22 protein-coding genes and 1 pseudogene are annotated in these 24,527 nt (G+C 69.8%); 9 read left to right on the forward strand and 14 right to left on the reverse strand.

What is annotated here, in order from left to right:
* Positions 1-49: 49 nt before the first annotated feature.
* Complete coding sequence (locus D7147_RS22710) at positions 50-724, forward strand: cytidylate kinase family protein (protein ID WP_120680934.1); 675 nt, start codon at positions 50-52, stop codon at positions 722-724.
* A 917-nt stretch (positions 725-1,641) separates the two neighbouring features.
* Here the strand turns inward: D7147_RS22710 and D7147_RS22715 are convergent.
* Positions 1,642-3,555 carry a transketolase gene (locus D7147_RS22715; RefSeq protein WP_120680936.1) on the reverse strand — a complete coding sequence of 638 codons (1,914 nt, stop codon included), beginning with the start codon at positions 3,553-3,555 and terminating at the stop codon, positions 1,642-1,644.
* Between the two features lie 157 nt (positions 3,556-3,712).
* Positions 3,713-4,777 (reverse strand): fatty acid desaturase family protein, encoded by a 1,065-nt coding sequence (locus D7147_RS22720; protein ID WP_120680938.1) that lies wholly within the window; start codon positions 4,775-4,777, stop codon positions 3,713-3,715.
* 114 nt (positions 4,778-4,891) lie between these two features.
* On the opposite strand from D7147_RS22720, the gene D7147_RS22725 reads away from it, so the two are divergent.
* Positions 4,892-6,193 (forward strand): sensor histidine kinase, encoded by a 1,302-nt coding sequence (locus D7147_RS22725; RefSeq protein ID WP_120681135.1) that lies wholly within the window; start codon positions 4,892-4,894, stop codon positions 6,191-6,193.
* Complete coding sequence (locus D7147_RS22730) at positions 6,145-6,780, forward strand: LuxR C-terminal-related transcriptional regulator (protein ID WP_120681133.1); 636 nt, start codon at positions 6,145-6,147, stop codon at positions 6,778-6,780. Before D7147_RS22725 ends, D7147_RS22730 begins: the two co-directional genes overlap by 49 nt.
* Before the next feature lie 119 nt (positions 6,781-6,899).
* On the opposite strand, the gene D7147_RS22735 is transcribed toward D7147_RS22730, so the two are convergent.
* Both D7147_RS22735 and D7147_RS22740 read right to left on the reverse strand, forming a co-directional pair.
* Entirely contained in the window at positions 6,900-7,274 is a 375-nt protein-coding gene (locus D7147_RS22735; protein ID WP_233563328.1) for a DUF1801 domain-containing protein, read from the reverse strand.
* A gap of 120 nt (positions 7,275-7,394) precedes the next feature.
* Entirely contained in the window at positions 7,395-7,982 is a 588-nt protein-coding gene (locus D7147_RS22740; protein ID WP_199734240.1) for a TetR/AcrR family transcriptional regulator, read from the reverse strand.
* Positions 7,983-8,135: 153 nt separating this feature from the next.
* On the opposite strand from D7147_RS22740, the gene D7147_RS22745 reads away from it, so the two are divergent.
* The gene (locus D7147_RS22745; protein ID WP_120680944.1) at positions 8,136-9,155 is read left to right on the forward strand and encodes an aldo/keto reductase; all 1,020 of its coding nucleotides are present in this window, start codon (positions 8,136-8,138) and stop codon (positions 9,153-9,155) included.
* 99 nt (positions 9,156-9,254) lie between these two features.
* Here the strand turns inward: D7147_RS22745 and D7147_RS22750 are convergent, their stop codons facing one another.
* Together D7147_RS22750 and D7147_RS22755 are read right to left on the reverse strand one after the other, a co-directional pair.
* Positions 9,255-9,668: an SRPBCC family protein gene (locus tag D7147_RS22750; RefSeq protein WP_120680946.1), complete on the reverse strand. Its 414-nt coding sequence runs from the start codon at positions 9,666-9,668 to the stop codon at positions 9,255-9,257.
* 140 nt (positions 9,669-9,808) lie between these two features.
* Positions 9,809-10,993 carry an alpha/beta hydrolase family protein gene (locus tag D7147_RS22755; RefSeq protein ID WP_120681137.1) on the reverse strand — a complete coding sequence of 395 codons (1,185 nt, stop codon included), beginning with the start codon at positions 10,991-10,993 and terminating at the stop codon, positions 9,809-9,811.
* Between the two features lie 290 nt (positions 10,994-11,283).
* Here D7147_RS22755 and D7147_RS22760 point away from each other — a divergent pair, with 290 nt between their 5' ends.
* The gene (locus D7147_RS22760; RefSeq protein ID WP_233563330.1) at positions 11,284-12,240 is read left to right on the forward strand and encodes a sulfotransferase family protein; all 957 of its coding nucleotides are present in this window, start codon (positions 11,284-11,286) and stop codon (positions 12,238-12,240) included.
* Positions 12,241-12,295: 55 nt separating this feature from the next.
* Here the strand turns inward: D7147_RS22760 and D7147_RS22765 are convergent, their stop codons facing one another.
* Together D7147_RS22765 and D7147_RS22770 are read right to left on the reverse strand one after the other, a co-directional pair.
* Positions 12,296-12,880: a GNAT family N-acetyltransferase gene (locus D7147_RS22765; protein WP_233563332.1), complete on the reverse strand. Its 585-nt coding sequence runs from the start codon at positions 12,878-12,880 to the stop codon at positions 12,296-12,298.
* A gap of 105 nt (positions 12,881-12,985) precedes the next feature.
* Positions 12,986-13,510: a DUF1877 family protein gene (locus D7147_RS22770; RefSeq protein ID WP_120680949.1), complete on the reverse strand. Its 525-nt coding sequence runs from the start codon at positions 13,508-13,510 to the stop codon at positions 12,986-12,988.
* 255 nt (positions 13,511-13,765) lie between these two features.
* Here D7147_RS22770 and D7147_RS22775 point away from each other — a divergent pair, with 255 nt between their 5' ends.
* Positions 13,766-14,305 (forward strand): hypothetical protein, encoded by a 540-nt coding sequence (locus tag D7147_RS22775; RefSeq protein WP_120680951.1) that lies wholly within the window; start codon positions 13,766-13,768, stop codon positions 14,303-14,305.
* 185 nt (positions 14,306-14,490) lie between these two features.
* On the opposite strand, the gene D7147_RS22780 is transcribed toward D7147_RS22775, so the two are convergent.
* Positions 14,491-14,976, reverse strand: coding sequence for a COG4315 family predicted lipoprotein (locus tag D7147_RS22780; protein ID WP_147434745.1), 486 nt, complete (start codon positions 14,974-14,976; stop codon positions 14,491-14,493).
* A gap of 179 nt (positions 14,977-15,155) precedes the next feature.
* On the opposite strand from D7147_RS22780, the gene D7147_RS22785 reads away from it, so the two are divergent.
* Positions 15,156-16,184 (forward strand): CHRD domain-containing protein, encoded by a 1,029-nt coding sequence (locus tag D7147_RS22785; RefSeq protein WP_120680955.1) that lies wholly within the window; start codon positions 15,156-15,158, stop codon positions 16,182-16,184.
* Positions 16,185-16,331: 147 nt separating this feature from the next.
* On the opposite strand, the pseudogene D7147_RS33560 reads toward D7147_RS22785, so the two are convergent.
* The 4 genes and pseudogenes from D7147_RS33560 to D7147_RS22805 all read right to left on the reverse strand — a co-directional run.
* Positions 16,332-16,895: pseudogene (locus D7147_RS33560) on the reverse strand (class I SAM-dependent methyltransferase); the annotation flags it as partial.
* A gap of 218 nt (positions 16,896-17,113) precedes the next feature.
* On the reverse strand, positions 17,114-17,317 hold the full coding sequence (locus D7147_RS22795) for a cold-shock protein (protein WP_120680957.1): 204 nt from the start codon (positions 17,315-17,317) through the stop codon (positions 17,114-17,116).
* Positions 17,318-17,502: 185 nt separating this feature from the next.
* The gene (locus D7147_RS22800) at positions 17,503-18,933 is read right to left on the reverse strand and encodes a DEAD/DEAH box helicase (RefSeq protein ID WP_120680959.1); all 1,431 of its coding nucleotides are present in this window, start codon (positions 18,931-18,933) and stop codon (positions 17,503-17,505) included.
* A 695-nt stretch (positions 18,934-19,628) separates the two neighbouring features.
* Positions 19,629-19,931: a DUF4193 domain-containing protein gene (locus tag D7147_RS22805; RefSeq protein ID WP_120680961.1), complete on the reverse strand. Its 303-nt coding sequence runs from the start codon at positions 19,929-19,931 to the stop codon at positions 19,629-19,631.
* 1,008 nt (positions 19,932-20,939) lie between these two features.
* Between D7147_RS22805 and D7147_RS22810 the strand changes: the two genes are divergently transcribed.
* Positions 20,940-22,109, forward strand: coding sequence for an FAD-dependent oxidoreductase (locus D7147_RS22810; RefSeq protein ID WP_120681143.1), 1,170 nt, complete (start codon positions 20,940-20,942; stop codon positions 22,107-22,109).
* A 158-nt stretch (positions 22,110-22,267) separates the two neighbouring features.
* On the opposite strand, the gene D7147_RS22815 is transcribed toward D7147_RS22810, so the two are convergent.
* On the reverse strand, positions 22,268-22,702 hold the full coding sequence (locus tag D7147_RS22815) for a hypothetical protein (protein WP_120681145.1): 435 nt from the start codon (positions 22,700-22,702) through the stop codon (positions 22,268-22,270).
* Positions 22,703-23,040: 338 nt separating this feature from the next.
* Between D7147_RS22815 and D7147_RS22820 the strand changes: the two genes are divergently transcribed.
* Positions 23,041-24,429: an alkaline phosphatase PhoX gene (locus tag D7147_RS22820; RefSeq protein ID WP_199716828.1), complete on the forward strand. Its 1,389-nt coding sequence runs from the start codon at positions 23,041-23,043 to the stop codon at positions 24,427-24,429.
* Positions 24,430-24,527 lie beyond the last annotated feature (98 nt).

A 24,527-nucleotide genomic window follows, 5' to 3' on the forward strand; every position in this document is an offset into this window, starting at 1 on the left:
CATAAGGTCGGCTCGACACGGCGACCTTCGCGAGACCAGGAGGCAGGACATGGACCAGGGCACCCGCGACGAGGTGCTCCGCCGACTGGCTGAGGCAGTCGGGTCCGTCACGGTCGCGCACCCGACGCGGGTTGCCATCGACGGACCGCCGGCCGCAGGCAAGACCACACTCGCCGACGAGCTGGCCGCCGTACTCCGTGCGCAGGGCCGCGACGTCATCCGCGCGACGATCGACGATTTCCTCTTCCCCCGGCCGCAGCGCTATCCGCGCGGCGAGTACTCGGCCGAAGGCTGCTACCACGACACCCACGACTACGACGCATTGAACCGGGTTCTGCTCGATCCGCTCGGCCCCGGCGGAGACCGGCGCTTCCAATACGCGGTCTACGACCGCACAACGGATACTGTGCAATCGCCGCCGGTCACGACTGCTCCCGCCGACGCCGTGCTGGTCTTCGACGGCGTCTTCCTCATGCGCCCGGAACTGATTGATCGGTGGGATCTGCGCGTCTTCGTCTCCACCGCGCTCGAGAAGACCGTGGATCGTGCGGTGATCCGGGAGCGCCAGGTGTCATCCCGGGCCGAAGTCGAGCGGCGCTGGCGCGAACGGTACATCCCCTCCCAACAGCTCTACTTCGCTGCGGTCCGCCCGACCGATCACGTCGACGTCATCGTGCACAACGACGAGCCAGAGCAGCCGGTCTGGGAGGCCCGAACACACTGATCTGTGCGCAGTCCGGGCCTGCCCGGACCGGGGCTGACCGACGCAACGTGACCAGCGCCGAGGCCCGGCGAGCACCGTCGGGGACAGATGCTCGCCGGGCGTTCACCGTCGTCGCCGGTACCGGGCCGGCAGTGACCCTCGTTCGCGCCCGGTCATGAGCGCCCGGGCGCGGACCGCCGCGTGATGCGGTTCGGGGCAAGGCCACCTTGCCCCTCTCCACGGCTCGGGTCCGCGGCGGCGGCTCACCGCAGGACGAACGCGTGGTCCCGCAGAGTTCCGCGGTTCAGCGGAGTGCCGATCTCGACGCCGCGAGCGTTCGCCCTGCGGCTGATGTCCGGCTGCCTGAGCGACGAACCGTTCGGGCAGGGACGTGAGTAGTGGGTGGGGCACCGGGTCGTCGAAGATGACCGGAACCTGGACGGGCCAGGGGCTTCCGGGAGGAGACGGGGCGAGCAGGCCCCGGCACGAGTCCCACCGCAGGTCGAACCGATTGCGACGGGCGATCAGCGGGTCGAGCAGGGGAAGGCCCCTGCGCCGGAGGGACCAGGACAGAACGATATGAGGACGCGTAGACATGATCTCTCTGAAGATCTGACGAAGGGCATGGGAAATGAGCCGACGGTGAGTCGGCGACCGATGCGCGGAGAAGGTGTCAGGTCTACAGAGCAGGCGGCGTCACGCGGGGTGAAGTCCTCTCCTGAATGGGGCGGAGGAGAAATGTCCAGTCACACGCTAGAGCGGGGCGGGCTGGCAGGGCCACCCAATTCTGTCCGCTTCCTCCCGCCGCGGCCCATCGAGCCGGCGCTCGCAGATTGAGAACGCGCGGCGCAGCCGGCCTCGCCCCGGTAGACGCTCCGACCCTGGAGATCGGACCGGTACGCGCCAGGAGGTTCGTGTCCAGGCGAGGAAGGATCGCGTCAGCCGTGCAGCAGGTTCCGGGCGGCGGAGGCGATGTGGTCGGCGTCGATGCCCGCCCAGGCGAGCTGCTCCTTGCTCGACCCGGAGCCGGGCATGCCGCGTACGGCGAGATGGGCGAGGGACGGCGTGGCCCGCCCGCCGGCGACGAGGCTGTCCTTGACGGCCGAGCCGAGGCCGCCCTCGGCGCGGTGGTCCTCGGCGACCACGATCCGTCCGGTGGTGGCCGCGGCCTCGGCGATGGCCTCGTCGTCGATCGGTTTGATCGAGTAGCAGTCGATGACCGTGGCCCGGATCCCCTCACCGGCCAGGGCGTCGGCGGCCGCGAGACAGGCGTGCAGGGTGACGCCGGCGCCGATGAGCGTCACCTGGTCCTGGTCGGAGGAGCGCAGGGTCTTGGACCCGCCGATCGGGAAGCTCTCCCCCTCGGGGTAGAGCACCGGGTACTTGCCGCGGGTGGTGCGCAGGTAGCTGATGCCCGGAAGGACGGCCATGATCTGGGTGAGGGCCACCGTGCTGGTCGCGTCGCTGGGATAGAGCACCGTCGAGCCGTTGACCGCGCGCATCATGGCGAGATCTTCGAGACCCATCTGGGAGGGGCCGTCGGGGCCGATCTCGACGCCGGCGTGTGAACCGACCAGGCTCAGATCGACCCCGGAGACGGCGCCCATCCGGATGAAGTCGTACGCCCGGGTCAGGAACGCGGCGAAGGTGGACGCGAAGGGGTGGTAACCGCGGACCGCGAGCCCGGTCGCCGCGGCCACCATCTGCTGCTCGGCGATGAACATCTCGAAGTACCGCCCGGGATGGGCACGGGCGAACTCGAAGGCGTACGTCGAGTTGCTGACCTCGCCGTCGAGCGCGACGACGCGCGGGTTCTGGGCGCCGAGCACGACCAGGGCGTCGCCGTACGCCTTGCGGGTGGGCACCTTCTGGCCCAGGTCGTATCGGGCGGGCGTCGGCGGTTCGGTCGGTTGGGTCGTGACGGGGCGGGCCGCCGCGTCACTGGTGGGGCTGGAACCGTCGACGGCTGACGGTTCGGGCTGCGGGCCCCGCACCTTCAGATTGCGCTCGCCGCCGAGTTCGCGGACGGCCCGCTCCGCCATGTCCGGCGGGAACGGCTTGCCGTGCCAGTCGTTGCTGTCCTCCACCTCGGAGAAGCCGCGTCCCTTGACCGTTTTGGCCATGATCACGGTGGGCCGGTCGCCGCTCGGGTCCGCGGCGGTGGCCATCGCGTTGTCGATGGCGGCCAGGTCGTGGCCGTCGACGACGAGCACCCGGGCGCCGAACGCCTCGGCCCGGCGCGCGTACGCGTCGACGTCCCAGCCCAGGTCGGTGGGGCCGCGCTGGCCGAGCCGGTTGACGTCGACCATGGTCACCAGGTTGGCGAGCTGGTAGTAGGAGGCCTTGTCGAACGCCTCCCAGATGGAGCCCTCCGCCATCTCGCTGTCGCCGCAGAGCACCCACACCCGGTAGGGCTGCTTGTCGAGGTACTTCCCGGCGAGGGCGACGCCGACGCCGTCGGGCAGGCCCTGGCCGAGTGAGCCGGTGGCGACGTCGACCCAGGGCAGGGCGGGCGTGGGGTGGCCCTGCAGGCGTTGCCCGAGCCGGCGGTAGCCCTGCATCAGCTCGTCGTCGGAGATCACCCCGACCGCCTTGAACAGCGAGTACAGCAGTGGAGAGGCGTGACCCTTGGACAGGATGAGGTGGTCGTTCGCCGACGAGCGGGGGTCATCCCAGTCATAGCGCAGGTGCCGGGTCGCCAGTACGGCGAACAGGTCGGCCGCGGACATGCTGGAGGTCGGGTGCCCGGACCCGGCACTGGTGCTGGAGCGGATCGAATCCACTCGTAGCTGGGCGGCCACCTCGGCGGCGGTGTCGAGGCCGATGGTGGCGGTGGGCGCGGTGAGGGTCACGGTGCCTCCTGTTACTGCGCGAACCGGATGCTGCCGCCGCGCTTACCCCCGACGGCCTCGATCAGACGTAGTCCGGCCCGCCGTGCGCTGGTCGTCACGCTGCCGCCGTTCGGCACACCGCTTCGAACTACGCTGCCCACCGAAGAGCGCGGTCTCGTTACCTGGCCGACGGCATCGACCTGGACTCCCGCCGCCGGGCGGCGTGTTCGGCGCGGGCCGGCGCGCCCACCTGGTGCAGATACTGCAGGGCTTGGCGGTAGGAGGTGACGAGGCTGGTCTGCTCGTAGGCGACGCCGATCTCCGCGCAGTATGCCTGCACCATCGGCTGGGCCTTGCGCAGGTTGGGGGTCGGCATGCCAGGGAACAGGTGGTGTTCGATCTGGTAGTTCAGGCCGCCCAGCGCCGCGTCGGTCAGCCAGCCGCCGCGGACGTTGCGGGAGGTCAGCACCTGCTTGCGCAGGTAGTCCTCGTCGCCGGTCGGATGCGGCATGCCCTTGTGATTGGGTGCGAATGTCATGCCGAGGTAGACGCCGAACAGCGCCTGGTGAACGACCAGGAACGCGATCGCCTGCAGTGGCGAGAGCACAATCAGTAGTGCCGAGAGGTAGCCGACGGCGTGCAGGATCAGCAGGATGCTCTCCAGCCCGCGGCGCTTCACCGTGCCGTTGCGCAAGGACTTGATGCTCGACACCTTCAGGTCGATGGCGAGGAGGGTGAGCAGCGGGAAGAACAGCGCGGCCTGATGCCGGGTGATGAAACCCTTCAGCCCGCGCCGGCCGATGGCCGACTCGGTGGCCCAGATGAGCACTTCGGGCGCGACATCAGGGTCGAGGTCGTCGTGATTGGGATTGTTGTGGTGACGGGTGTGCTTGTCCATCCACCAGCCGTAGCTCATCCCGACACCGAGGTTCCCGGCGAGCCGTCCGGCGATCTCGCTGGGACGTTTAGTGCGGAACACCTGGCGGTGTGCCAGGTCGTGCGCCACGAGCGCGACCTGGGTGAAGGTAACGGCGAGGAACGCGGCGGTCACCAGCTGCCACCAGGACGAGCCAATGACGGCGAAAGCGGTCCAGCCGCCGAGCAACATGAGCGTGACCACGCTCAGCCGGGCGATGTAGTAGGCGGGCCGGCGCTGCATCAGCCCCGCGCCGCTGATCTGGCGGGACAGGACGGCGAAGTCACTGCCGGTCGTTGTCCGCGACGGCGCCATGGTGATCGTCATGGCTCGATCACACCGCCTGACGCCTCAATCGTCAGGAGCGCTACGCCCTCCGGCGAGGTGGTGCTGGCACCACCATCGAGCCGCGCCCCGACGGGCACAATATGACAGGTGAACATGGCCGGGGCTGGTGAACGGACGGGCCGATGGGTCCGGCGCGGTGTGCGCTCGGGGCTGGGCGGCCTGGCCGCGATCGGCCTGGCGCTCACCAACCTGCCGCTGCTCGCCGTGTCACTTGTCGCGTTGGCCCTGGCGCCGGTGCCGTTCCTCGGCCTCGCGCTGGTGCCATGGACGATGACGCTGGTCCGGATGCGCGCCGATCTCGAGCGCAGACGTGCCTCGCGGGCCGGTGTCCTGGTGACCCGTCCGTACCTTCCGCCCCCGGAACGAGCCATGGCCGGTGGCTGGCGGCGCTTCCGGTGGACGGTGACGGACCCGGCCACCTGGCGCGACCTTGCCTGGCTCGCGCCGGGCGCGATCGTCGGGTTCACCCTCGGGACGATCGGTGTGGTCGTGCCGTTGTACGGGCTCGTGGGTCTGACGCTGACCCCGTTGTGGATCTGGCACGGGGCCGGGTGGTACGGCTATGGCGCCATCTGGTCCATCGACACGGTCAGTGCCGGCTTGCTCTGCCTACCGCAAGGCGTCGTCATCCTCGCCGCCGGCCTGTGGGCGGCGCCGTGGCTGCGGCGCGTCGACGCCCACTTCGCCCGGCTCTTCCTCGCGCCCACCAGGGCCGCCGAACTCCGGCTGCGCGTCACGCAGCTGACGGTTACGCGCGCCGACACGGTGGACGCGCAAGCGGCCGAGTTGCGCCGCATCGAACGCGACCTGCACGACGGCGTCCAGGCCCGTCTGGTCGCGCTGAGCATGGTGATCGGCCTGGCCGACACACTCATCGACCGAAACCCGGCCGAGGCCCACAAGCTGCTCGCCGAGGCGCGTGAGTCCGGCGTCGCGGCGCTGGACGAGCTGAGGCACCTCGTCCGCGGCATTCACCCACCGGTGCTCGCCGAACGGGGACTCGGTGGCGCGGTCCGTGCGCTAGCGCTCAGCCTGCCGGTGCCGATCACGGTTGACATCGATCTGCCGGGGCGGCCGGACACACCCGTCGAGTCCGCGGCGTACTTCGCAGTCGCCGAGGCGCTGGCCAACATGATCCGGCACAGCCGCGCCCGCACCGGAGCGGTGTCCATCCACCATTCGAACGGTGCGTTGAGCATGGTGGTCACCGACGACGGCACGGGAGGCGCCGACCCCGCCGCCGGCACCGGTCTGCGCGGTGTCGAACGCCGCCTCGCCGCGTTCGATGGCACGATCGCACTGTCGAGCCCGCCCGGGGGACCCACCGTCATCACCATGGAGTTGCCGTGCGCGTTGTCATCGCCGAGGACCATGCCCTCCTCCGTGACGGGCTGACCCGGCTCCTGCAGGCCTTCGACTTCGACGTCGTCGCGGCCGTTGACAACGGCCCGGCTCTGCTGCCCGCCCTGATCACACACAGGCCCCAGGTGGCGGTCATCGACGTCCGCCTCCCCCCGACATTCACCGACGAGGGCCTGCAAGCCGCGATCGCGGCCCGGACCCAGATGCCCGGCCTGCCGATCCTCATGCTTTCCCAGCACGTCGAGCCCCTGTACGCCCGCGAACTGCTCAGCACTCCGGACGGCGGTGTGGGTTACCTCCTCAAGGATCGTGTGTCCAACGTCGGCGAGTTCGTCGACGCCGTCCGCCGGGTCGCCGGCGGTGGCACCGCCATGGACCCCGAGGTGATCTCGCAGTTACTCGCCCGCCGGGAGCCGCTGGCGGTGCTCACGGCGCGGGAGCGTGAGGTGCTCGGCGAGATGGCTGAAGGTCGCTCCAACGCCGCGATCGCGGCCAAACTCCGCATCACTGAAAAGGCCGTGAGCAAGCACATCAACAACATTCTGACCAAGCTGGACATGCCGCCCTCCGACGATGACAACCGCCGCGTCCTCGCCGTTCTGGCATACCTCAACGTCTGAACGGGTGCGTCACGGTGATCGCCAGGAGGAGCTGACCCACTACAGAGGGCGAAAGGCCTGGCTGCGAGTTGCGGGCCCCGACGGGGGTCTCAACCTGACCCGCCAGGGTGGGCGTAGCGCTATGCCCGGACCCATTGGTTCACGAGAGAGACCACGGCAGCCTGTTGAGACTGCATGGTCTCCAGGTCCGGGAACGTCACGACACCGCGATCGGGTGCCAGCCAGGTCATCAGCCCAGTGGGATCTTGGAAGGTGAACTCGGCGACGTCCGATCGGACCTTCGCCCCTCGGTGGAAGATGAGTTGGACACGGTCACCGGGTCGAAGCCGGAAGGTCACTCGGTCGTCTCCACCGAATCGAAAACTCGGAGCGTTCCATTTCACGTGCTCCGAGATCTCGGTGTTCGACGCCAGGATTGCCGACCTGAGCTCCTCGACACCCGACTTCAGGGGATGAGCGAGGGTCGCCATGAAGTCGTCGACTTCGCCAGACATGCTCGGCACCTGTCACTCTCCCTCGTGATGTCCTTGAGCCAGAGGGGCAGTGTGCCATCAACGACTGACATCAGTCGCTACCTACGTCCCGGACGCGGATCCAAGAGCTGGTTTGTAGTGCTAGCGCAGCCGCAGTCCCGCGATGAGCAGTGCGACCAGGCGACGCGCGTCGTAGCGGCTGTCGTTGCCCGCGCCGATACAGAGATTGCCGACACCACGCAGCAGTTCGTAGGCATCCAGGTCGCGAACGATCTCGCCGGCCGTGGCGGCCGCGTCGAGGAGCTGGGCGCAGACGGGGACGAGGCGGTCGAGGAAGTAGGCGTGCAGATTCTCGAAGGCGGCGTCGTCGGACTGCAACGCCTCGGCGAGGCCGTGCTTGGTGACCAGGAAGTCGACGAAGAGGTCGATCCAACGCGCCAGTGCGGTGTGCGGTGTGCTGCTCTCCGCCAGCAGCGTCGGGCCGGCCTCGGCGCACGCCTCGACCTGGTGCCGGTAGACGGCGACGATGAGGTCCGCCCGGGTCGGGAAGTGGCGGTAGATCGTCCCCACGCCGACGCCGGCCTTGGTGGCGATGTCGCGTACGGGCGCGTCGACACCGGAGGTGATGAACGCCGCGGCGGCCGCGTCCAGCAGGCGCTGCTGGTTGCGTCGGGCGTCGGCCCGCTTCTGCGGGGCCGGTTGCGCTGATCCGCTTTCGGTGTCGGTCACTGCGCCGTTACCTCCGTCACTCACCCTGGTTAAGCGGAACCAGGTTCCGTATCGTCTTAACGGAACAGCGTTCCGCTTGTTCATGGTGTCACGAACCGGTGAGCCAAGACCAGGCGCACCACGAACTCGCTCCACCCTTCGGGAGGAACAGTCATGCAGTACCGCACCTTGGGCCGCACCGGCGTCCAGGTCAGCTCCCTCGTACTCGGCGCGATGAACTTCGGCAAGATCGGCAACACCACCCAGGAGGACGTCACCGCCATCGTCGGCGCCGCCCTCGACGCGGGGATCAACCTGATCGACACCGCCGACGTGTACAGCGGCGGCCAGTCCGAGGAGATGGTCGGCAAGGCCATCGCCGGCCGCCGCGACGACCTTGTGCTCGCTACGAAGGCGAGCCTGCCGATGGGCGACGCCCGCAACCGTCGGGGCGGTTCACGCCGCTGGTTGGTCACCGCGTTGGACGACAGCCTGCGCCGACTCGGCGTCGACCACGTCGATCTCTACCAGATGCACCGGTGGGACCCGAGCACCAGCGACGAGGAGACCCTCTCGGCGCTGACCGACCTGCAGCGGGCGGGAAAGATCCGCTACTTCGGCTCGTCGACCTTCCCCGCCCACCGCGTCGTGCAGGCTCAGTGGGCCGCCCGGGAGAACCAGCTGAGCCGGTACGTCACCGAACAGCCCAACTACTCGATCCTGCAGAGGGGGATCGAGACCCACGTGCTGCCCGTGACCCAGGAGTACGGCATGGGCGTGCTCGCCTGGAGCCCCTTGGCGTCGGGGTGGCTCTCCGGTGCCATCCGCGCCGGCCAGGAGATCAGCACGAACCGCTCGGGCTTCATGCGGCAGCGCTTCGACATCTCCGTCCCGGCCAACCGGGCGAAGCTCGACGCGGTCGAGCAGCTCGCGACGGTCGCCGACGACGCCGGCCTCACCCTGATCCAGCTCGCGCTCGGATTCGTCACCGCACACCCCGCCGTGACCAGCGCGATCATCGGCCCGCGCACGCTGGAGCACCTGCACTCCCAGCTCGCCGCCGCGGACACCGTGCTCTCCGCCGACGTGCTCGACGCGATCGACACGATCGTCGCTCCCGGCGTCGACCTCGCCGCCCACGAGAAGAACGACACGCCGCCCGCTCTGCTCGACGCGGCACAGCGACGTCGATGACCGCTCCTCACGCCGGTAGGCGGGCGGTAGCTGCGCGCCGCGGCTGAATGCGAGTGCGAGCACGGCCCCGACATCGAGCGTCCGGCAGGCCGCCTGTGCCTAACGTTCGGATTCGTTGAGCTCCAGGACGTCTCTCATCTCCTCGATCCCCCGCTCGACCCGGGCCCGCACCGCGTCGGCCATCGCGTGGGGGAGGACATCGGTCAGCCAGACGAGTCGACTGTGGTCGCCCTCGTCGAGCACCTGGAACGCCGCGTGGTGGTAGGTCAGCGGCAGTCGCTGCCCCTCGACCACCGCGTACGCCATTCTGCGGATGCGGTGGTCGACCGCCAGGATGAGTTCCCGGACCTGCGCCCCGTCCGGCATCGTGAGGATGCGGAGGTCACCCTCGATCCGGGCATCGGCCACCCGGCCGGGCAGCAGTCGCCGGTGGACCGCGCCGACGTCGGCGATGGCTTCCCATACGAGGTGCGCGGGCAGGTCGAGGGTGACTTCGACGGAGACCGTGGCCATGATCGATACTTCCCATCGCTAGGCGAGGTGGGCCGCCGGGGGCTACAGGTCTTCTTGGGGAGCGCCAGCAGGACCCACACAAGCCGGGACACGAACGTTGGATCGAGGCCAGACCCGCTCGGCCCCTGGATGAGAGTGGGTCAGCGGACGAATTGGACCTCCGGAAAGGTCGGGCTCGGGCCGTTGAGCAGGCGCTGCCGCCGGTGATGTAGGTGCTGCTCGAAGAAGGCGAGCGGGTAGGCCTGCTGGATGCGTACCGCCCGGAACGGGTCGAGGGTGCCGATCCAGCCGGCGAGGTCGTCGTCGCTCATCCCGATGATCGACGCCAGTTGCGGGACCAGCCATTGGCTGTCGCAGTACGCCCCGTGGGTCGCGCCGTCGACGTGCACCTGGCGCCGCCACCCCTGCAGGAGCGGCCAGAATTCCGCGACGCCGGACTCTTCGGCGCCGGGGGTGAAGACGGCGGTCATCAGCATGAAGGGCCGGTCGAGATCGGCGACGGGTGGTTGCGACAGCATCGGAGCGTCGAGGCTGAGTCCGGCGCGCACGCGCGGGTCGGCGTTCATGACGAGGGCGGTCGCGGTGCCGCCCTTCGACCAGCCGAACATGCCGATGCGGCGCGGGTCGATCGTGGCGCCCAGGCCGGCCGGCAGCGGACGGCACTGGGTGTCGGGGTTGCGGCCGGCGGCGAGGTCCTCGATGCGGTCGAGGACGAACTGGATGTCGTGGGCGTGGTCCCACGGGGTGATCGACACGTCACCGTCAGGGACCGTGGGGGCGCCGTCGGGGGACTCGCCGAACGAGCCGTGCGGGTGGTCGACCGTGACGGCCACGTAGCCGTGGCTGACGAGTTCCTGCACGACGATTGTGGTTTCGGAGCGGTGGCCGCCGGCGCCGTGGGAGAAGACGACCACGGGTCGCCGACCCGCTGCCTTGAGCACCGGAGCGCCTTCGTGGCCGGCGGTGAGGGGCGCCCCCACGACGTCGGCGTCGAACCCGTTGGCCGCGAGCAGCGCAGCCATCGGCGCGGCGGGCAGCCACGGCGCCACCGGATGACGCCGGGCGTCCCGGCCGGCGGGATACCAGACGCTGATCATGAGTTCGCGGTGGTGTCCCGGGCCGGCGATCGGGTCCGGGCGGGATCCGTCGACCAGGTGCAGTGGGACGGTGCCGACCCGGTGCGGCCCGGTGGGTGCGGGCAACGTGAGCCGTGCCGGACCGGAAGCGGCCTGCGCGGGGGCTGCCCACCGGGCGCCGAGCGGTATGGCGACACCTGTGGCGAGCGCGGTGGTGAGCAGGCGGCGGCGGGTCAGTTCGGTTGTCATCGGTCCTCCGGTCAGGTCGAGTCGGGTGGGCAGGTAGTTGATCTCGACGCGGCGGCCCTGTGCGGGATGCCGTAGTCGCGCCAATAGGTTTCCACAGCAAACCTGTTGGCGCTAGTGTCAAGTTGACGAAGCGTTGCCCGCCGGATCGCCGGAGACGCAGCGCGGCCACCTCGACGTGAATCCACTGGCTCCGCTGCCTCCTGCGGCCGCCAGAGGTGGACCGAGCCGCACTTGCCGGAACGGGCTAAACGGCTTGCGCAGGCGTCGGTCCCAGGGCTTGACTGCTCGCCATGCCTTCGCCCTCACCGATCTTCGTCGCGGGTACGGGTCGTTCGGGAACGTCGCGGATCGCGGACATCATCGGTGAGCACCCGCTGATCCATCGGATTCCGATGGAGACCCGGTTCCTCGTCGACCCCGGTGGCCTGCGGGACCTGGCCGACGCGCTCACCAATCGGTACGACCCCACCGTCGGTGAGGACGCCTTGCACCGGCTGAGCGACTTCCTCACCGTCCGAGTGCCGGGCCGGCGCGACGATCGCGGCAAGACCGTTCCCGAGCTGGTCGGGGAGCGGCGCTACCGGGACGCGGTGCAGGGGCTCTGGCCGCAGCTGATCGCGTACAGCTTCGACGAACCCGCGCCCCCGGAAGGTTTCGGGAACGCCGACCGACCTGCCGGGCCGTTCGCGCCGCCGAGCCGCCGACGGGTGGTCCCGAGGTACTTCGGCGACCGGGGCGAACTGCTCGGGATTCTGCGGGGCCTGATCGACACCCTGTTCGGCGGGGCAGCCGCCGACGCGGGCAAGTCGACCTGGTGTGAGAAGACACCGTTCAACCTGCTGTGCATGGACTTCCTCTGGGAGTTGGTCCCCGAGGCGACCATCGTGCACATCAAGCGTCACCCGGTCTCAGTGCTCGCCTCCCACCTGGCCCAGCCCTGGGCGCCGCCCACCGTCGACGGGGCGCTCGCCTACCTCGTACCGATCTACCACCGGTGGCTCACCTGGAAGAACACCGCCGACCTGACGGGCGGGCGTTACATCGAGGTGAAAGCCGAGGACCTCGCGGCCGACTGGCCCGGGCAGCGCCGTGCCCTGTTCGAACGGCTCGGCGTCGACGACTTCGCTACTCGCTCGGCGTTCGAGGCGCACAAGCTGACGAACCGCAACGACCAGTTCGGCGAGGAGACCCGCGCGTTCGTCGAAGAAGCACTCGGCGAGGTCATCCCGGCCATGGGATACGAGTGACGCTCTCTGCTCGCCAGCGCGGGGCCGCTGCGTCGCGCACCGCGGCCCCGACGGGTCAGCGGCCTCCGACTCGCTGGAGCCGTTCGCCGCGCAGGCCGACGCAGTCGTGCTCCCAGAAGACGTCGGAGTAGACAAGGGTGCCGAGCATCCAGTCCTCGTACGCCGACAGCCGGGCGACCTGGTACGCGCCCGGCGGGTACCGCAGCGTCGGCGGCCGGAAGCCCAGCCGGTCGGCGTTGTCGAAACCCCGCTTGCTGTAGTAGCCGGGCGCCCCCTCCAGGAACACCAGCGGTACGCCCTGGGCGTCGGCGGCGGACAAGGCTTCGCTGATCAACGCGGTGCCGATGCCGGTGCGCTGGAACTCCGGCAGGACGCCCAGCGGCGACAGCGTGTACACGGCCACCAGCCGCTCCAGGGCGTCCAGGCGGCAACCGCTGAGCATCACGTGCCCGACGACCCGTTCGCCCTCGGCGTCGTCGACGGTGGCCACCAGTGACAGCGGCGGCAACGATGCGCGGGCGGTCCGGAGGTCGTCGACCAGGTCCGGCACCCGGTCCGGGTCGCCGAACGCGCGGGTGTGCACCTCTCGCACCGCCGCGTGGTCGTGTTCCTGCTCCAGTCGTATGTCGTGTCCCGTCACGGCGGAGAGGTTAGCCGTGTTGCCGCCGCGTGGTCGGGGATTTTTGTCCGACCTGGGGTCGTGGTGCTGGACCAGAGGGCGGCATCGGGACGGTGAATCGGCGGTTCAGTCGAGCCAGCAGATCACCGCGTCGCCGTCCTTGGCGGCTGCGCCGAAGAAGCTTCGGACGTCGGGCAGGTAGTGGGCCACCCGTTCCAGCTCGCCGGGTCGTTCCCACCCACCGGGGTAGACCTCGGCGCGGTTCAGCTCCTGCGGATCGACGCCGCGGATGAGGTCGTCCTCGGTGAGCCCGGCCAACTGCGCGGCCGCGGCCGCTACCTGGCCCGGCGTGAGGTAGGAGGGCGGGCCGTAGCCCCAGTCGTCCTCGAGGTTCTCCAGGAAGTCGAACATCTCCTCGCTGTCGGGTTCGACGTCCGGCAACTCCACGAAGCTCTCCGCGCCGAGGACCAGCGGAACGTCGAAGCCGAGCCGGTCGAGCAGGAAGTCGAGGCCGTTCCAGGCCTTGTCGGTGGCGGTCCAGCGTTCGGAGTTGTCATCCTGCGCCGCCGTGGCGATTCCGTGGGCCCAGTCGAGGTCGGTCCTGGCGCGTTCCAGCTCGTCGGGGGAAACGCGCAGCCAGTTGCCGTTCATGCTCACGGCGTCAGCCTAAATGCCGGCTACGACGCGCCCCGCAGCAGCCGGGGCGCCGAACTCGGCGACGAGGACGTGACCGACACCCCGCCTTCGGCATCGCCCACCTGCACGGCACCGCGCCAGCGGGGCGAGCATCACCCCGGTCACCGGTGACGCATTCACCGAGCGTCACCAGGCGCCCCCTAAGATCGTGATGTGTCGCTGGAGTACTAAGGTGCCGGGGATCGTCCTCAACGGACAAACGGGGGTGGCGTGATCGCCGAGCACGTGCGTGACCTCGCGGCAACTGCCGTGATCTTCGGTTTCTTCGCTTCGAGCTGGTTCGGGTGGGCGCAAGAGGCGCCGCCCCGCAGATGGCGGGGGTTCCTGGCGGCCGGCTCGATAACCAGCATTCTCACGGCGATCGCCGGTGGCCTGCTGACCTGGCGGCACTGGAACGACGGCACCGCCTTCGACGAGGACACCAGCCGCGCGTTCGGCATCGTGGTCGCCATCGAGTTCGGCGCCGCCGCCCTCGGATCCGTCCTGCTCGCCGTCCGCCGTCGGAGCGACCTGATCTCGGTGTGGATCGCCTTCGTCGTGGGCGTGCACCTCTTCCCGGTCGCCGCCCTGATCGGCTACCCGATGATCCACGTGGTCGCCGCGCTCATCACCGTCGCCTCGCTCGTCGCGATCCCGATCGCCCGTGCTCGCAAGCTCACGGTCAGTGCCGTCGTCGGCGCGCCCACCGGGCTGATCCTGCTCGCCGGGGCTCTCTTCTCCGTCATCTCCGCGGCCGTCACCGGCTCCTGAACCGGGCGTTCCTGCCATTTTGCGGGAACGCCGGTCGCGGGGCTACGTGGCCGGTGGTGACGGGCGCCGTCAATCGTTCTCGGGATGACACGGTGCCCGTCGCCGACGATTGGTGACCGACGTTCGGTCGATCACCATCCTCGCGTCCACTCGGCTGCCGAGGTTGCGGCGAACGCGGAGTGCGGCTAGGGCATCGTCTTGACGAGCTTCCCGTCGGCGTCGACGACGAACCACACGTTCTCGACACCCTGCCCGTCGACATCCCCCGGGCCGACGTCGCCGACGTAGTAGTAGAGCGGCCATTCGCCGTACGTGGCCTGGCTGGTCCCCTCCGCCCGGCTGGTCTGTGAGAGCAGCTCCGGGCTGGCGCCCGTTCCGGTCGTAGCGGGCACACGGCTGATCAGTGCCGGCCAGGTGGCGATGCACTCGTCGGTGCAGCTGCTCGCGCCGCCCTTGTCGTTGAGGAACGCGTACAGGGTTCGGCCGTCCTGGTCGGTGAGGATGGGCCCCAGGCTCGACTCCTCCACCTGGACGCGTACCGCGCTCTGATCCCCGACGCTCCCGCCTCCCACGGTGACGGGCGCGCCCTGGTCGGCGGGTCCGGACGTGCTGCCGCACGCGGCGGTGGTGGCGATCAGAGCCACTCCGAAGATGATCATCGGAGTACGCACGGGAGTCTCCTTCGAGCCGTCGACGTATGGAGTCGCCGTCTACACGAGTGAACGCGTCTCGCGGTTCACCTCCGTCACGCAAAAGCTGAAATGAACCGAACACCTCGTCGGCTCGTGTCCGCGATGCGTCGTGCCACGCAGACCCCGCACGGCACGTACTCCTCGAAAGGACACGCCCCATGCGAGCTCCGCTTCTCGTCGTGTCGAGCCTGGCGCTCGGTCTGTCTCTCGCCGCGGCTGCGGGAAGTCAGGCGACGGCGGCCACGCCATCGGCCGGCCCGCACGCGAGCACCACGACGCCGCCGATGGACCACGACATGGCCGACATGGGGCACGGTGCGCCGGATGCCACGGCGGACAGGTCAGCCGCCCTTCAGCGAGCCGAGCTCAAGCCGCTCTACTTCGGGGCGGACATGAACGGCCTCAACCTGGTGCAGGCGCCGGGCCAGCCGGCGGTAGCGGGGCGGATCCTCGGTGACCGCGACGGCCGCGCCACCGGCCTCGTCCGGGTGCAGGGCGACCGGATCACATTCGCCCTCTCCTGGGAGAAGATCAGCGCCCCGACGGTGGGTCACATCCACGAGGGCGACGACAAGGTCAACGGCCCGGTCAAAGTGTCACTGTTCGCCACCCCGATGCCCGCCACGGCGACGGCGGCCTCCGGCGTCGTGACCGTCGACGATCCGGCCACCGCCGACGCGATCCGCGCCGACCCGGAGCACTTCTACCTCAACCTGCACACCGAGGAATTCCCCGCCGGCGCGGTACGCGGCCAACTGAGCGAACTCAATCGGCCCGCCGACCTGCTCGGTCTGCTGAAGAACGGCGCAGTGGAGCAGGCGTTCCTCTCCGGCGACCAGGAGGTTGCGGTGCCCGACGGGCCCGCCGGCGGTGACCCGACCGGACGGGCGGTCGCCTTCGTCAAGGCCCGCAACACCCGGATCGACTACTCGTTCGCCTGGACGGGCATCAAGCCGACCCTCGGCCACCTTCACAAGGGACGATTCGGCGCCAACGGTCCGGTGGCTGTCCCGCTGTTCGCCACCGCCGTCCCCTCGACGATCGTGGCCATCTCCGGTACCGCCACCGGCCTCGACTCCGCGCTCGTCGAGGAGATCGCCGAGCACCCGTCGGACTACTACGCCAACCTGCACACCGCCGAATTCCCCGACGGCGCCGTACGCGGCCAGCTCTTCAAGCAACGCTGACCGCTACCGGCGGCATCAGGACCGGGCGGGGCCGCGGACACCACTGCGGGCCCGCCCGCTTGTCTGGAGCGCAGCGCGGCAACAGCCGGGACGGACGGCATCGACAGTGCGGGCCGGTAGGCACCGGTCGTCCACCTTGTCGCGTCGTGGTGTGAGCACGCTCGTCCGGTGAAGCTGTGCGTCTTCCGGAGCACCGCTCGTCGGCACCTCGTAGGTCGCCAGCCGTTCCAGCCAGTCATGGGCCAGGTGGCCCCGGTCCGGATCGCCGACCAGGACCCGAGTGCCGCTCGCGGAGACGCGGGCGAGGAACGGCAGCATCCGGGCCGCCACAGCCGGGTGATAGAGCGCATCACCGGCCAACACCACATCCACGCCGTCGGCGTCGCCGTCGAGCAGGTCATTCGACGACAGAATCAACTCGACGTCGTTGGCGTGGGCGTTGGTGTTGATTGCCGCGATCGCGTAGGGGTCGATGTCGTTGGCGGTGACCTTGGCGGCGCCGGCGATCGCCGCGGCGATCGCGACGAGTCCGGAGCCGGATGCGACGTCGAGGACGCGGCAACCGGCCACGGTGTCCGGGTGATCGAGGATGTAACGCGCGAGCCCCTGCCCGCCGCTCCAAGCTGACGCCCAGTACGGCGGCGGGAGGACGTGCCCCGCCTCGGCTTCGAGTCGTGCCCAGAGGACGATTGCGTCCTGGGCCGTGACCATTCGCACCTCCGGCACCAGCGGCACTTGGGCCAGCCACAGCCGGTCGATGCTGCCGGTACCGGCCGCGGGTTCGGGGGCGGAGAGCGCTTGCACCAGCAGGGGTTCGAGGCCGGGAAGGGCCGGGATGTCGGAACGGAGCGGCGATCGTTGGTCCGTGGTCTCAGCCACCGCCGTGGCGACGGTTGAGGCCTCGTCGCCACGGCTCGGCGGAGTCAACGTCAGACCAGGCGGATGTTCGCGGCCTGAAGGCCCTTCTGGCCCTGCTCGACGTCGAACTCGACCCGCTGGTTCTCTTCCAGGCTGCGGAACCCGCTCGATGAGATGGCCGAGTAGTGGGCGAAGACGTCAGCGCCGCCACCATCCTGCGCGATGAAGCCGAATCCCTTGTCCGCGTTGAACCACTTGACTGTGCCGAGTGCCATGTCTTCTCCTTGAGTAACGGTTGGAGCCACGTATTTTCCTCGGTTGCCACCGCTGCTGGTCCGAAAGAACCGGCAGAACAAAAAGCGCCTGGCGGGTTGAATACCCACCAGGCGCTGGCAAAGTATGCGACAAACCGAAGATTGCAACCCGCTGACGTTAGCACGGGCGCGTGGTGTCTTCGCTGTTAGCGCTGACCCCGCCGGCTACCAACCCGCGAGCCGGCAGAGAACGCCGCCGCGCCCCGTGGCGCGGACGTCGTCTGCCCGGCACTCGCCCGGCGACTCTCCCCGCCTCTGCCGCGCGTTGTGCCGGCGGTCGATCCGCTCGTCGCGGTGCGCGGATTCGCGCGCCGCCTGCCGCCGCTGTGGCCTCGTTCGTGCTGTGGCGCCGCCGTCGCTGCGGGAGGCGTCACGAAGCGGCGCTCGCCCGGGGCGAGTTCGGTGAGCAGCGAGTCGCCGGGCCGAAGCCGGGTGATCGTCGGGTTGATGCCGGCCTGGCGGGTGAGGGCGCGCACGTCGCTGACCTGGTCGTCGGTCATCAGGGTGACGACGGTGCCGCTCGCTCCGGCGCGCGCGGTCCGCCCCGAGCGGTGCAGGTATGCCTTGTGCTCTGCCGGCGGGTCGGCGTGGATCACGAGAGTGACATCGTCGACGTGGATACCGCGCGCCGCGATGTCGGTCGCGACAAGCGCGCGGGCGTCGCCGGCGGAGAACGCCGCCAGATTGCGGGTACGAGCGTTCTGCGCCAGGTTGCCGTGCAGCTCCACGGCGGGTACGCCCGAAGCGACCAGTTGACTGGTCAGCTTCTTGGCGCCTCGCTTGGTGCGGGTGAATACGAGCGTTCGTCCCGGGGCGGCTGTCAGGTCGATCAGGACGGGGAGCCGGTCATCGTGACGCACCTGGAGCACGTGGTGGGTCATCGCGGAGACCGGGGACTTCGCCGAGTCGACGCTGTGGGTGACGGGGTTGGAGAGGTACCGCCGGACGAGGACGTCGACGCCCGCGTCGAGCGTCGCCGAGAAGAGCAGTCGCTGGGAGCGGGGCGGTGTCTTGTCGAGCAATCGCCGTACGACCGGCAGGAAGCCCAGGTCGGCCATGTGGTCCGCCTCGTCGAGCACGGTGACCTCGACGGCGTCGAGGATCGCGTCGCCGTTCGAAACGTGGTCGGCGAGCCGTCCGGGACAGGCGATGAGGATGTCGACCCCGGCGCGCAGTGCGCTGACCTGCGGCCGCGCGCTCACCCCACCGAAGATCGTCAGGGTACGCAGCGACAGCGTGGCGGCCAGCGGAGCGATCGTCGCTTCGATCTGGGTCGCCAGCTCTCGAGTCGGCGCCAGGATGAGCGAGCGCGGGCGGCCGGGCAGCCGCGGGGACGTGGCGGACGAGAGCCGGGCGAGGACCGGGATGGCGAAGGCGTACGTCTTGCCCGATCCCGTTCGGCCACGACCCAGCACGTCGCGTCCGGCGAGTGAATCCGGCAGCGTCGCGGCCTGGATCGGGAACGGCGTGCTGATGCCCACCTGCTCGAGCGCGGCGACCAACCGGCCGGGCACGCCGAGGTCGGCGAAGGAGGTGGGTGTGACAAGGGGTGTCTTGCTGGGGCGGCGTGCCGCCATGGGAGTCTCCGAACGTGGAAGGGGTCGCCCTGCACGGCGCTGACCGGTTGGTCGCGGCGCGTGGTGGTCGACATCAGGTGCAGGCCGCGGTCGCAGACCGGCGGACTCGTTGATCAATCTACCCGTACCCCGGCCGGGCCGCACACGACGGCTCTTCCGGGTTAGGGTTCGAAGGGGCGAAGCGAAACGGATCCAATGCCCCCGGCGAGCGGCCGGCTTCCGCCCCGCTCATTTTCGATACCCGGCTCGCCTGTGCGAGCGGGTGGGACGCGCGTCGGCGCGCAAACTTGGAGCAGCTCTTGAATCATGAAACCGCTGATGACTCTAATTTGTTCCGCGAAGCACCGGAAGCGAATGCGACTTTCGACCAGACACCGGCCGTCGACGTGAGTTCGGCTGCGATGACCCGCCTGCGCACTCCGTTCCGTGTCGAGGATGAAGCCGACCGGCAGCCGACAACTCGTTAGGCATCACGACGCGACGCAGATCGGCCCGCGAATGCGCTCGCCGGACATCCGCTCACAAATGGGATACGTGGCGCTGCGCGGATGCCTCCTGTACCGGCCCGGTCGGGTCTCCACACTCTCGTTCACAACCTGCGCCGTTGTCCGGGTCGGGCGTGCGCGGAGATCCTTGCCGGCGCACGGCTGGGTGGTCGACCGGGGTAGCGGGAAGTGGTGGCCTGACAAGGGACGTCAGGAGCACTCCTGGCAGACCTCCCGGCCGTCGGGCCGCGCGGCGAGCTGACTGCGATGGTGCACCAGGAAGCAGCGAGTGCATCGAAACTCGTCCGACTGCATCGGCACGACCGCCACGGTCAGTTCCTCGCCCGACAGGTCCGCGCCGGGCAGCTCGAAGTTCTCGGCGGCGTCGGCCTCGTCGACGTCGACTGTCGCCGACTGCGGGGCCGAGCTGCGCGCCTTGAGCTCCTCCAGGCTGTCGTCCTCAACCTCGACCGCGGGTCGGCGCGGCGCGTCGTAATCGATGGGTTTGCTCATGGTGATGCCTCTCCGGCTTTGGTTCATGGCGTCACGACGGTAGACCGGGGCCCATTTCGTGGCGCTCAAGCGGGCGATGGAAGGGTAGCTCGCCCTTGAATGTGAGGGGCGCCATAGGCAGCGCGGAGAATGACTCTCGACTCCGCCGGCCGTGGCCGGCGCTGAAAGGCACCGCGAGACGATGTCCCAGACCGGGCGCTGCCCTCTGTCGCCCTCGCGTAGAGGGATCCGTGATCGCGACGTGAAGTGCCACGCGTTCCGGCTTCTACAGCATCGACATCCTGTGTACCTCGCGGCAAGGCCGAGGCCAACCCGTACGCGGAGAGACGGGGCGCCCGGTACGGCACGAGTGCCTCTACGGGATAACAATCCCGCGCTGGCGACTGCCGTCGAACAGGTCACGCGCTACCACGAGTACCGACCGCACCGGTCTCGGATCAGCCGCTTCGGCGGTTGCCCCACTGGCGCGGGCTCTGAACCGAGCCCCGGCCGCCGAGGCGCTGACCCTTCCCATACGGTTGAGGCGAAGCGACCTTGCCCTTCCCGCGTCGGGCAGCCCGATTCGCGTAAACGGCAGCGTCGGTCTCGGTCTCGGTCTCGCTCTCGGCCGTAATTGGCGTATCGGTCTCCTCGGCGTGGGCGTCTTGAACGGGCTCAGGCTCCGGCATCGGAATCTCCCTGGGTTCGTGGGGCTTCCTGCGGACCATTGCCAACAGGCGGACGCAGACTACTCCGAAGTTCGGCGAACTGCGTGAAGCCGGGCTCGTAGACATGGACAAGCACGCCGACGCCGACCGGATCGACCTCACTGATCGTCTACCATCGGGCGATGTCCCCGCTCACCAGGCTGCTGGGGTGGTGGTCCCTGGGTCCAGGAGGCAACATTCCTGCTGCGCCCGGTGCGAGACCCGCCGTACGCGGTGCGGATCGAGGACTGCCTCCCGCCGGCCGTCGCCGAGTTGTTCCGCGGCGTCGCACTTCCGGCGTCACGATGACGGGGCGGTGGCGATGACGGGCTCGCACGCAGTGGTCGTCGGTGGTGGAATCGGCGGGCTCAGCGCCGCACTGGCTCTGCACCGGCGTGGCTGGCGGGTCACCGTTCTGGAGCGCGCGCCGGAGCTGCGCGAGGTCGGCGCCGGGCTGACCCTGATGGCGAACGCGATGCGCGGCCTCGACGCGCTCGGCCTCGGCCCGGCCGTACGCCGCAGCGGTCACAGCGAGACGCCCGGCGGGATCCGCACGTCGACCGGGCGGTGGCTGTCCCGGGTGGACGGCGAGGTGATGACCCGGTTGCTCGGCACCACGGCGCTGGGCATCCACCGGGCCACCCTGCACCGGCTCCTGCGCGAGGCGTTGCCCACGAGCGCGCTGCACGTCGGCGCCGAGGTGATCGACGTGGTCACCGGTCCCGCCGACGCCGAGGTCCGGTACCGCCGCGACGGCACGCCGGACGCCGTCCGCGCGGACCTGGTGGTCGGAGCCGACGGCGTGCACAGCGTCGTACGCGCCCGACTCTGGCAGCAGGCGCCACCACCGGCGTACGCCGGGTCGACCGCGTGGCGGGCGGCTATCGAGTGGCCGGAGCCGGTCCCGTCGGCCATCACCTGGGGCCGGGGGGCCGAGTTCGGAATGGTGCCGCTCGGCGACGGCCGGGTCTACTGGTTCGGCGCTGTCAACGCGCCGCCGGGCGGGCACACCGCCGACGAGCTGGCGACCTGCCGGAAGCTCTTCGGTACCTGGCACGACCCGATCCCGGCGCTGCTCGCCGCGACTGCACCGGAGGCGGTGCTGCGCAACGACATCCTCCACCTGGCCGCTGCACTGCCGTCGTATGTGCGGGGGCGGGTGGTGCTGCTCGGCGACGCCGCCCACGCCATGACCCCGAACCTGGGCCAGGGCGCCGGCCAGGCCATCGAGGACGCCGTGGTGCTGGGTGCGGTCTGCGCCGGTGGGGCCGACGAGGGGCTGCCTGCCGCGCTGGCCGCGTACGACGGGCAGCGCCGCCCACGCAGTCAGGCCATCGCCCGGGCGGCCTACCGGACCGGCCGCTACGGTCAGCAGCTGCGCAACCCGCTCGCGGTGGCGGCCCGCAACACCCTGCTACGACTCACCCCCGCCCACACCGCCCTTCGTGGGATGGCCCGCTACGCGGACTGGCAGCCCCCGGCAGCCGCCTGACTCGGGTAGCCGGATCCGTCGCCGAGCGAGCGTCAGGGGCCGCACCCGCGAGACCCAGAAAGCCGGCCGTCCGCTCGGGCCGAGTTGAGGGAAGCGGTCGCGGATCACGGGGCCAGCCAATTCCGGAGCGGCAGGACGTCGTCCGTCGCTGCCGGGTCCTACGCCCACGGCGGGATGTATCGGCTCAGATAATCACGCGCACGTGGAAGCGGGTCACGCCAGTACTGGTCTGGCCTGCGGTGGTAGTGCTCCGCACAGAATTCAGCGAGATCGACAGTGATCTTGACGCGCTCCAGCGGCCGGCCCTCGAATGCTGCGTTGACAGCCAGCAACTGCGGCTCCGGATTCCAGCCCGAATGGTCGAACGCCCAGCCCTCCCAGACCGCGTAGGCGTGGACGACTTGCAGTTCGCCGGCCAAGCGCACCGCCGCCACCTCGATCGATCGGTCCGAGTACGAGTCTCGACAGACCCAGGCGAGGATGTGACACGCGCCGGCAGCGAAGAAGGCCTGGTCCGCCCGTTCCCAGGCGACGCGCTGATCTGATCGCTCGATCGCTGTCCGACGAAAGGCTCCCGCCGCCTCTGCTGCCACCGCACCCACGTTAGTGGGCGGGCCTACCGCATCCGATCATGTCGCAGTCCGCCCATGCTCACCAGCGAGGCGATCACATTCGGTGGCACGCAGGATCCCGACGGCGTTCGTCGTGTGCTGCCCCGGCTCGCCGAGCCGGACTACGGCTTCGCTGTGACGGCTGCCGGGGCGGCTGAAGCGCCTTTCTGGCGGTGGGGGAGTGGGACGCCGTATCGACGTGGCGATCAAATCCGGTCGATATCTTGACGGGTGCGGCGGGATGTGACGTAGTGGATCGATCGGCTCGGGTCGATGTCCACTCCGGCCGGAGCGGGCCGTGACGTCTAGGAGGTTCGTCCGTGTCTTTGTCTCGCCGCCAGTTCCTGTCCCGCTCGGCCGGCGCCGGCCTCACCGTGGCCGTGGCCGGTTCGGTCGACGCCCTGTTCACCGCGGCACCCGCGCTGGGGGTGTCCGGCCCGGAGGTCGGGTACGGCCCGCTCGTACCCGACCCGGCCGGCATGCTCGACCTGCCGGTGGGCTTCCGCTACTCGGTGCTGTCCCGTGAAGGCACCGTCCGGCCGGACGGCGGCATCGTGCCGAGCCGGTTCGACGGTATGGGTGCCTTCGCCGACAAGGCGCGCGGCACCCGCCTGGTCCGCAACCACGAGTGCTCCCCGACCGCGAGAATCAGGGTCGTTGCCCCGCCGCAACGCACGTACGACCCGGCCGCCGGGGGCGGGACCAGCACGATCATCGTCAAGGCATCAGGACGCGCCGCCTCCGAGCACGTCAGCCTCGGCGGCACAGCCATCAACTGCTCCGGCGGCCCCACCCCGTGGCGCACCTGGCTGACCTGCGAGGAGACCGAAGACAAGGCGGGCACGAACGGATACACGAAGGACCACGGCTTCATCTTCGAGGTCGACCCGTACAGCGATGCGCGCAACACCCATCCGACGCCGCTGACCGCGATGGGCCGGTTCCAGCACGAGGCAGTCGCGGTCGACCCGCGCACCGGCATCGTCTACGAGACCGAGGACGCGTTCGTGGCGCCGCTCGGCAGCTTCTACCGCTTCCTGCCGAACCGGCCGCTGCGCGGTCACGGAAGCCTGCGGGCAGGTGGCGTGCTGCAGGCTCTGCACGTCCCGGACCTGCCGGACCTGTCCGTGGTGACCGAGGCGGGCGCGTCCTTCTCCGGCATCGAGTGGCTTGACGTGCCGGACCCGCTCGCGTCGACGGAGTCGGTCCGTGCTCAGGACTACGACAAGCCGATCACCGGCGGGTACAAGATCGAGGGCGCCTGGTGGGGGGAGAAGGACCGCTGCGCCTACTTCGTCTCGTCGTTCGCCCGGCGTGAGCTGGGCTCGGCCCGCGACCACGACGGCCAGGTCTGGCGGTACAACCCCCGAGCCAAGACGCTGCGCCTGGAGACCATCTTCACCCGGCCCACCCCGGCACCGGAGAACCCGGAGTTCGACGCCCCGGACAACATCTGCATGTCCCCGTACGGGGGCCTGATGATGTGCGAGGACGGAGTCGGGGACCAGCACATCCTCGGTACTACCGCCGGCGGCGAGGTGTTCGTCTTCGCCCGTAACCGGGTCAACGTCGGCACCGCCGAGGACCCGGCGTACGGCGAGCTGGCCGGCGCGTCGTTCTCCGCCGACGGCCGGACCATGTTCTTCAACGTCTACAACCCGGGCATCACGTACGCGGTGACCGGCCCGTGGAACCGTCGCCAGGGCTGACGGCCGCAGCCACCGTGGGTGCTCCCCGGTCCGTGTGATCGGGGAGCCCGCGGTGGGCAGGGTCGACGGGGCCCTCCTCGCCGGCTCGACGGGACTGC

It is taken from the genome of Micromonospora musae (genome assembly GCF_003626545.1).
In the GTDB taxonomy this organism is placed as follows: Bacteria; Actinomycetota; Actinomycetes; order Mycobacteriales; family Micromonosporaceae; genus Micromonospora; species Micromonospora musae.

Excerpts from the sequence above, each read along its gene's own strand:
- D7147_RS22710 (WP_120680934.1), top strand. The coding sequence starts at position 50 with ATGGACCAGGGCACCCGCGACGAGGTGCTCCGCCGACTGGCTGAGGCA.
- D7147_RS22720 (WP_120680938.1), bottom strand. The coding sequence starts at position 4,777 with ATGACGATCACCATGGCGCCGTCGCGGACAACGACCGGCAGTGACTTC.
- D7147_RS22725 (WP_120681135.1), top strand. The coding sequence starts at position 4,892 with ATGGCCGGGGCTGGTGAACGGACGGGCCGATGGGTCCGGCGCGGTGTG.
- D7147_RS22735 (WP_233563328.1), bottom strand. The coding sequence starts at position 7,274 with ATGTCTGGCGAAGTCGACGACTTCATGGCGACCCTCGCTCATCCCCTG.
- D7147_RS22745 (WP_120680944.1), top strand. The coding sequence starts at position 8,136 with ATGCAGTACCGCACCTTGGGCCGCACCGGCGTCCAGGTCAGCTCCCTC.
- D7147_RS22750 (WP_120680946.1), bottom strand. The coding sequence starts at position 9,668 with ATGGCCACGGTCTCCGTCGAAGTCACCCTCGACCTGCCCGCGCACCTC.
- D7147_RS22755 (WP_120681137.1), bottom strand. The coding sequence starts at position 10,993 with ATGACAACCGAACTGACCCGCCGCCGCCTGCTCACCACCGCGCTCGCC.
- D7147_RS22760 (WP_233563330.1), top strand. The coding sequence starts at position 11,284 with ATGCCTTCGCCCTCACCGATCTTCGTCGCGGGTACGGGTCGTTCGGGA.
- D7147_RS22770 (WP_120680949.1), bottom strand. The coding sequence starts at position 13,510 with ATGAACGGCAACTGGCTGCGCGTTTCCCCCGACGAGCTGGAACGCGCC.
- D7147_RS22785 (WP_120680955.1), top strand. The coding sequence starts at position 15,156 with ATGCGAGCTCCGCTTCTCGTCGTGTCGAGCCTGGCGCTCGGTCTGTCT.
- D7147_RS22795 (WP_120680957.1), bottom strand. The coding sequence starts at position 17,317 with ATGGCACTCGGCACAGTCAAGTGGTTCAACGCGGACAAGGGATTCGGC.
- D7147_RS22800 (WP_120680959.1), bottom strand. The coding sequence starts at position 18,933 with ATGGCGGCACGCCGCCCCAGCAAGACACCCCTTGTCACACCCACCTCC.
- D7147_RS22805 (WP_120680961.1), bottom strand. The coding sequence starts at position 19,931 with ATGAGCAAACCCATCGATTACGACGCGCCGCGCCGACCCGCGGTCGAG.
- D7147_RS22810 (WP_120681143.1), top strand. The coding sequence starts at position 20,940 with ATGACGGGCTCGCACGCAGTGGTCGTCGGTGGTGGAATCGGCGGGCTC.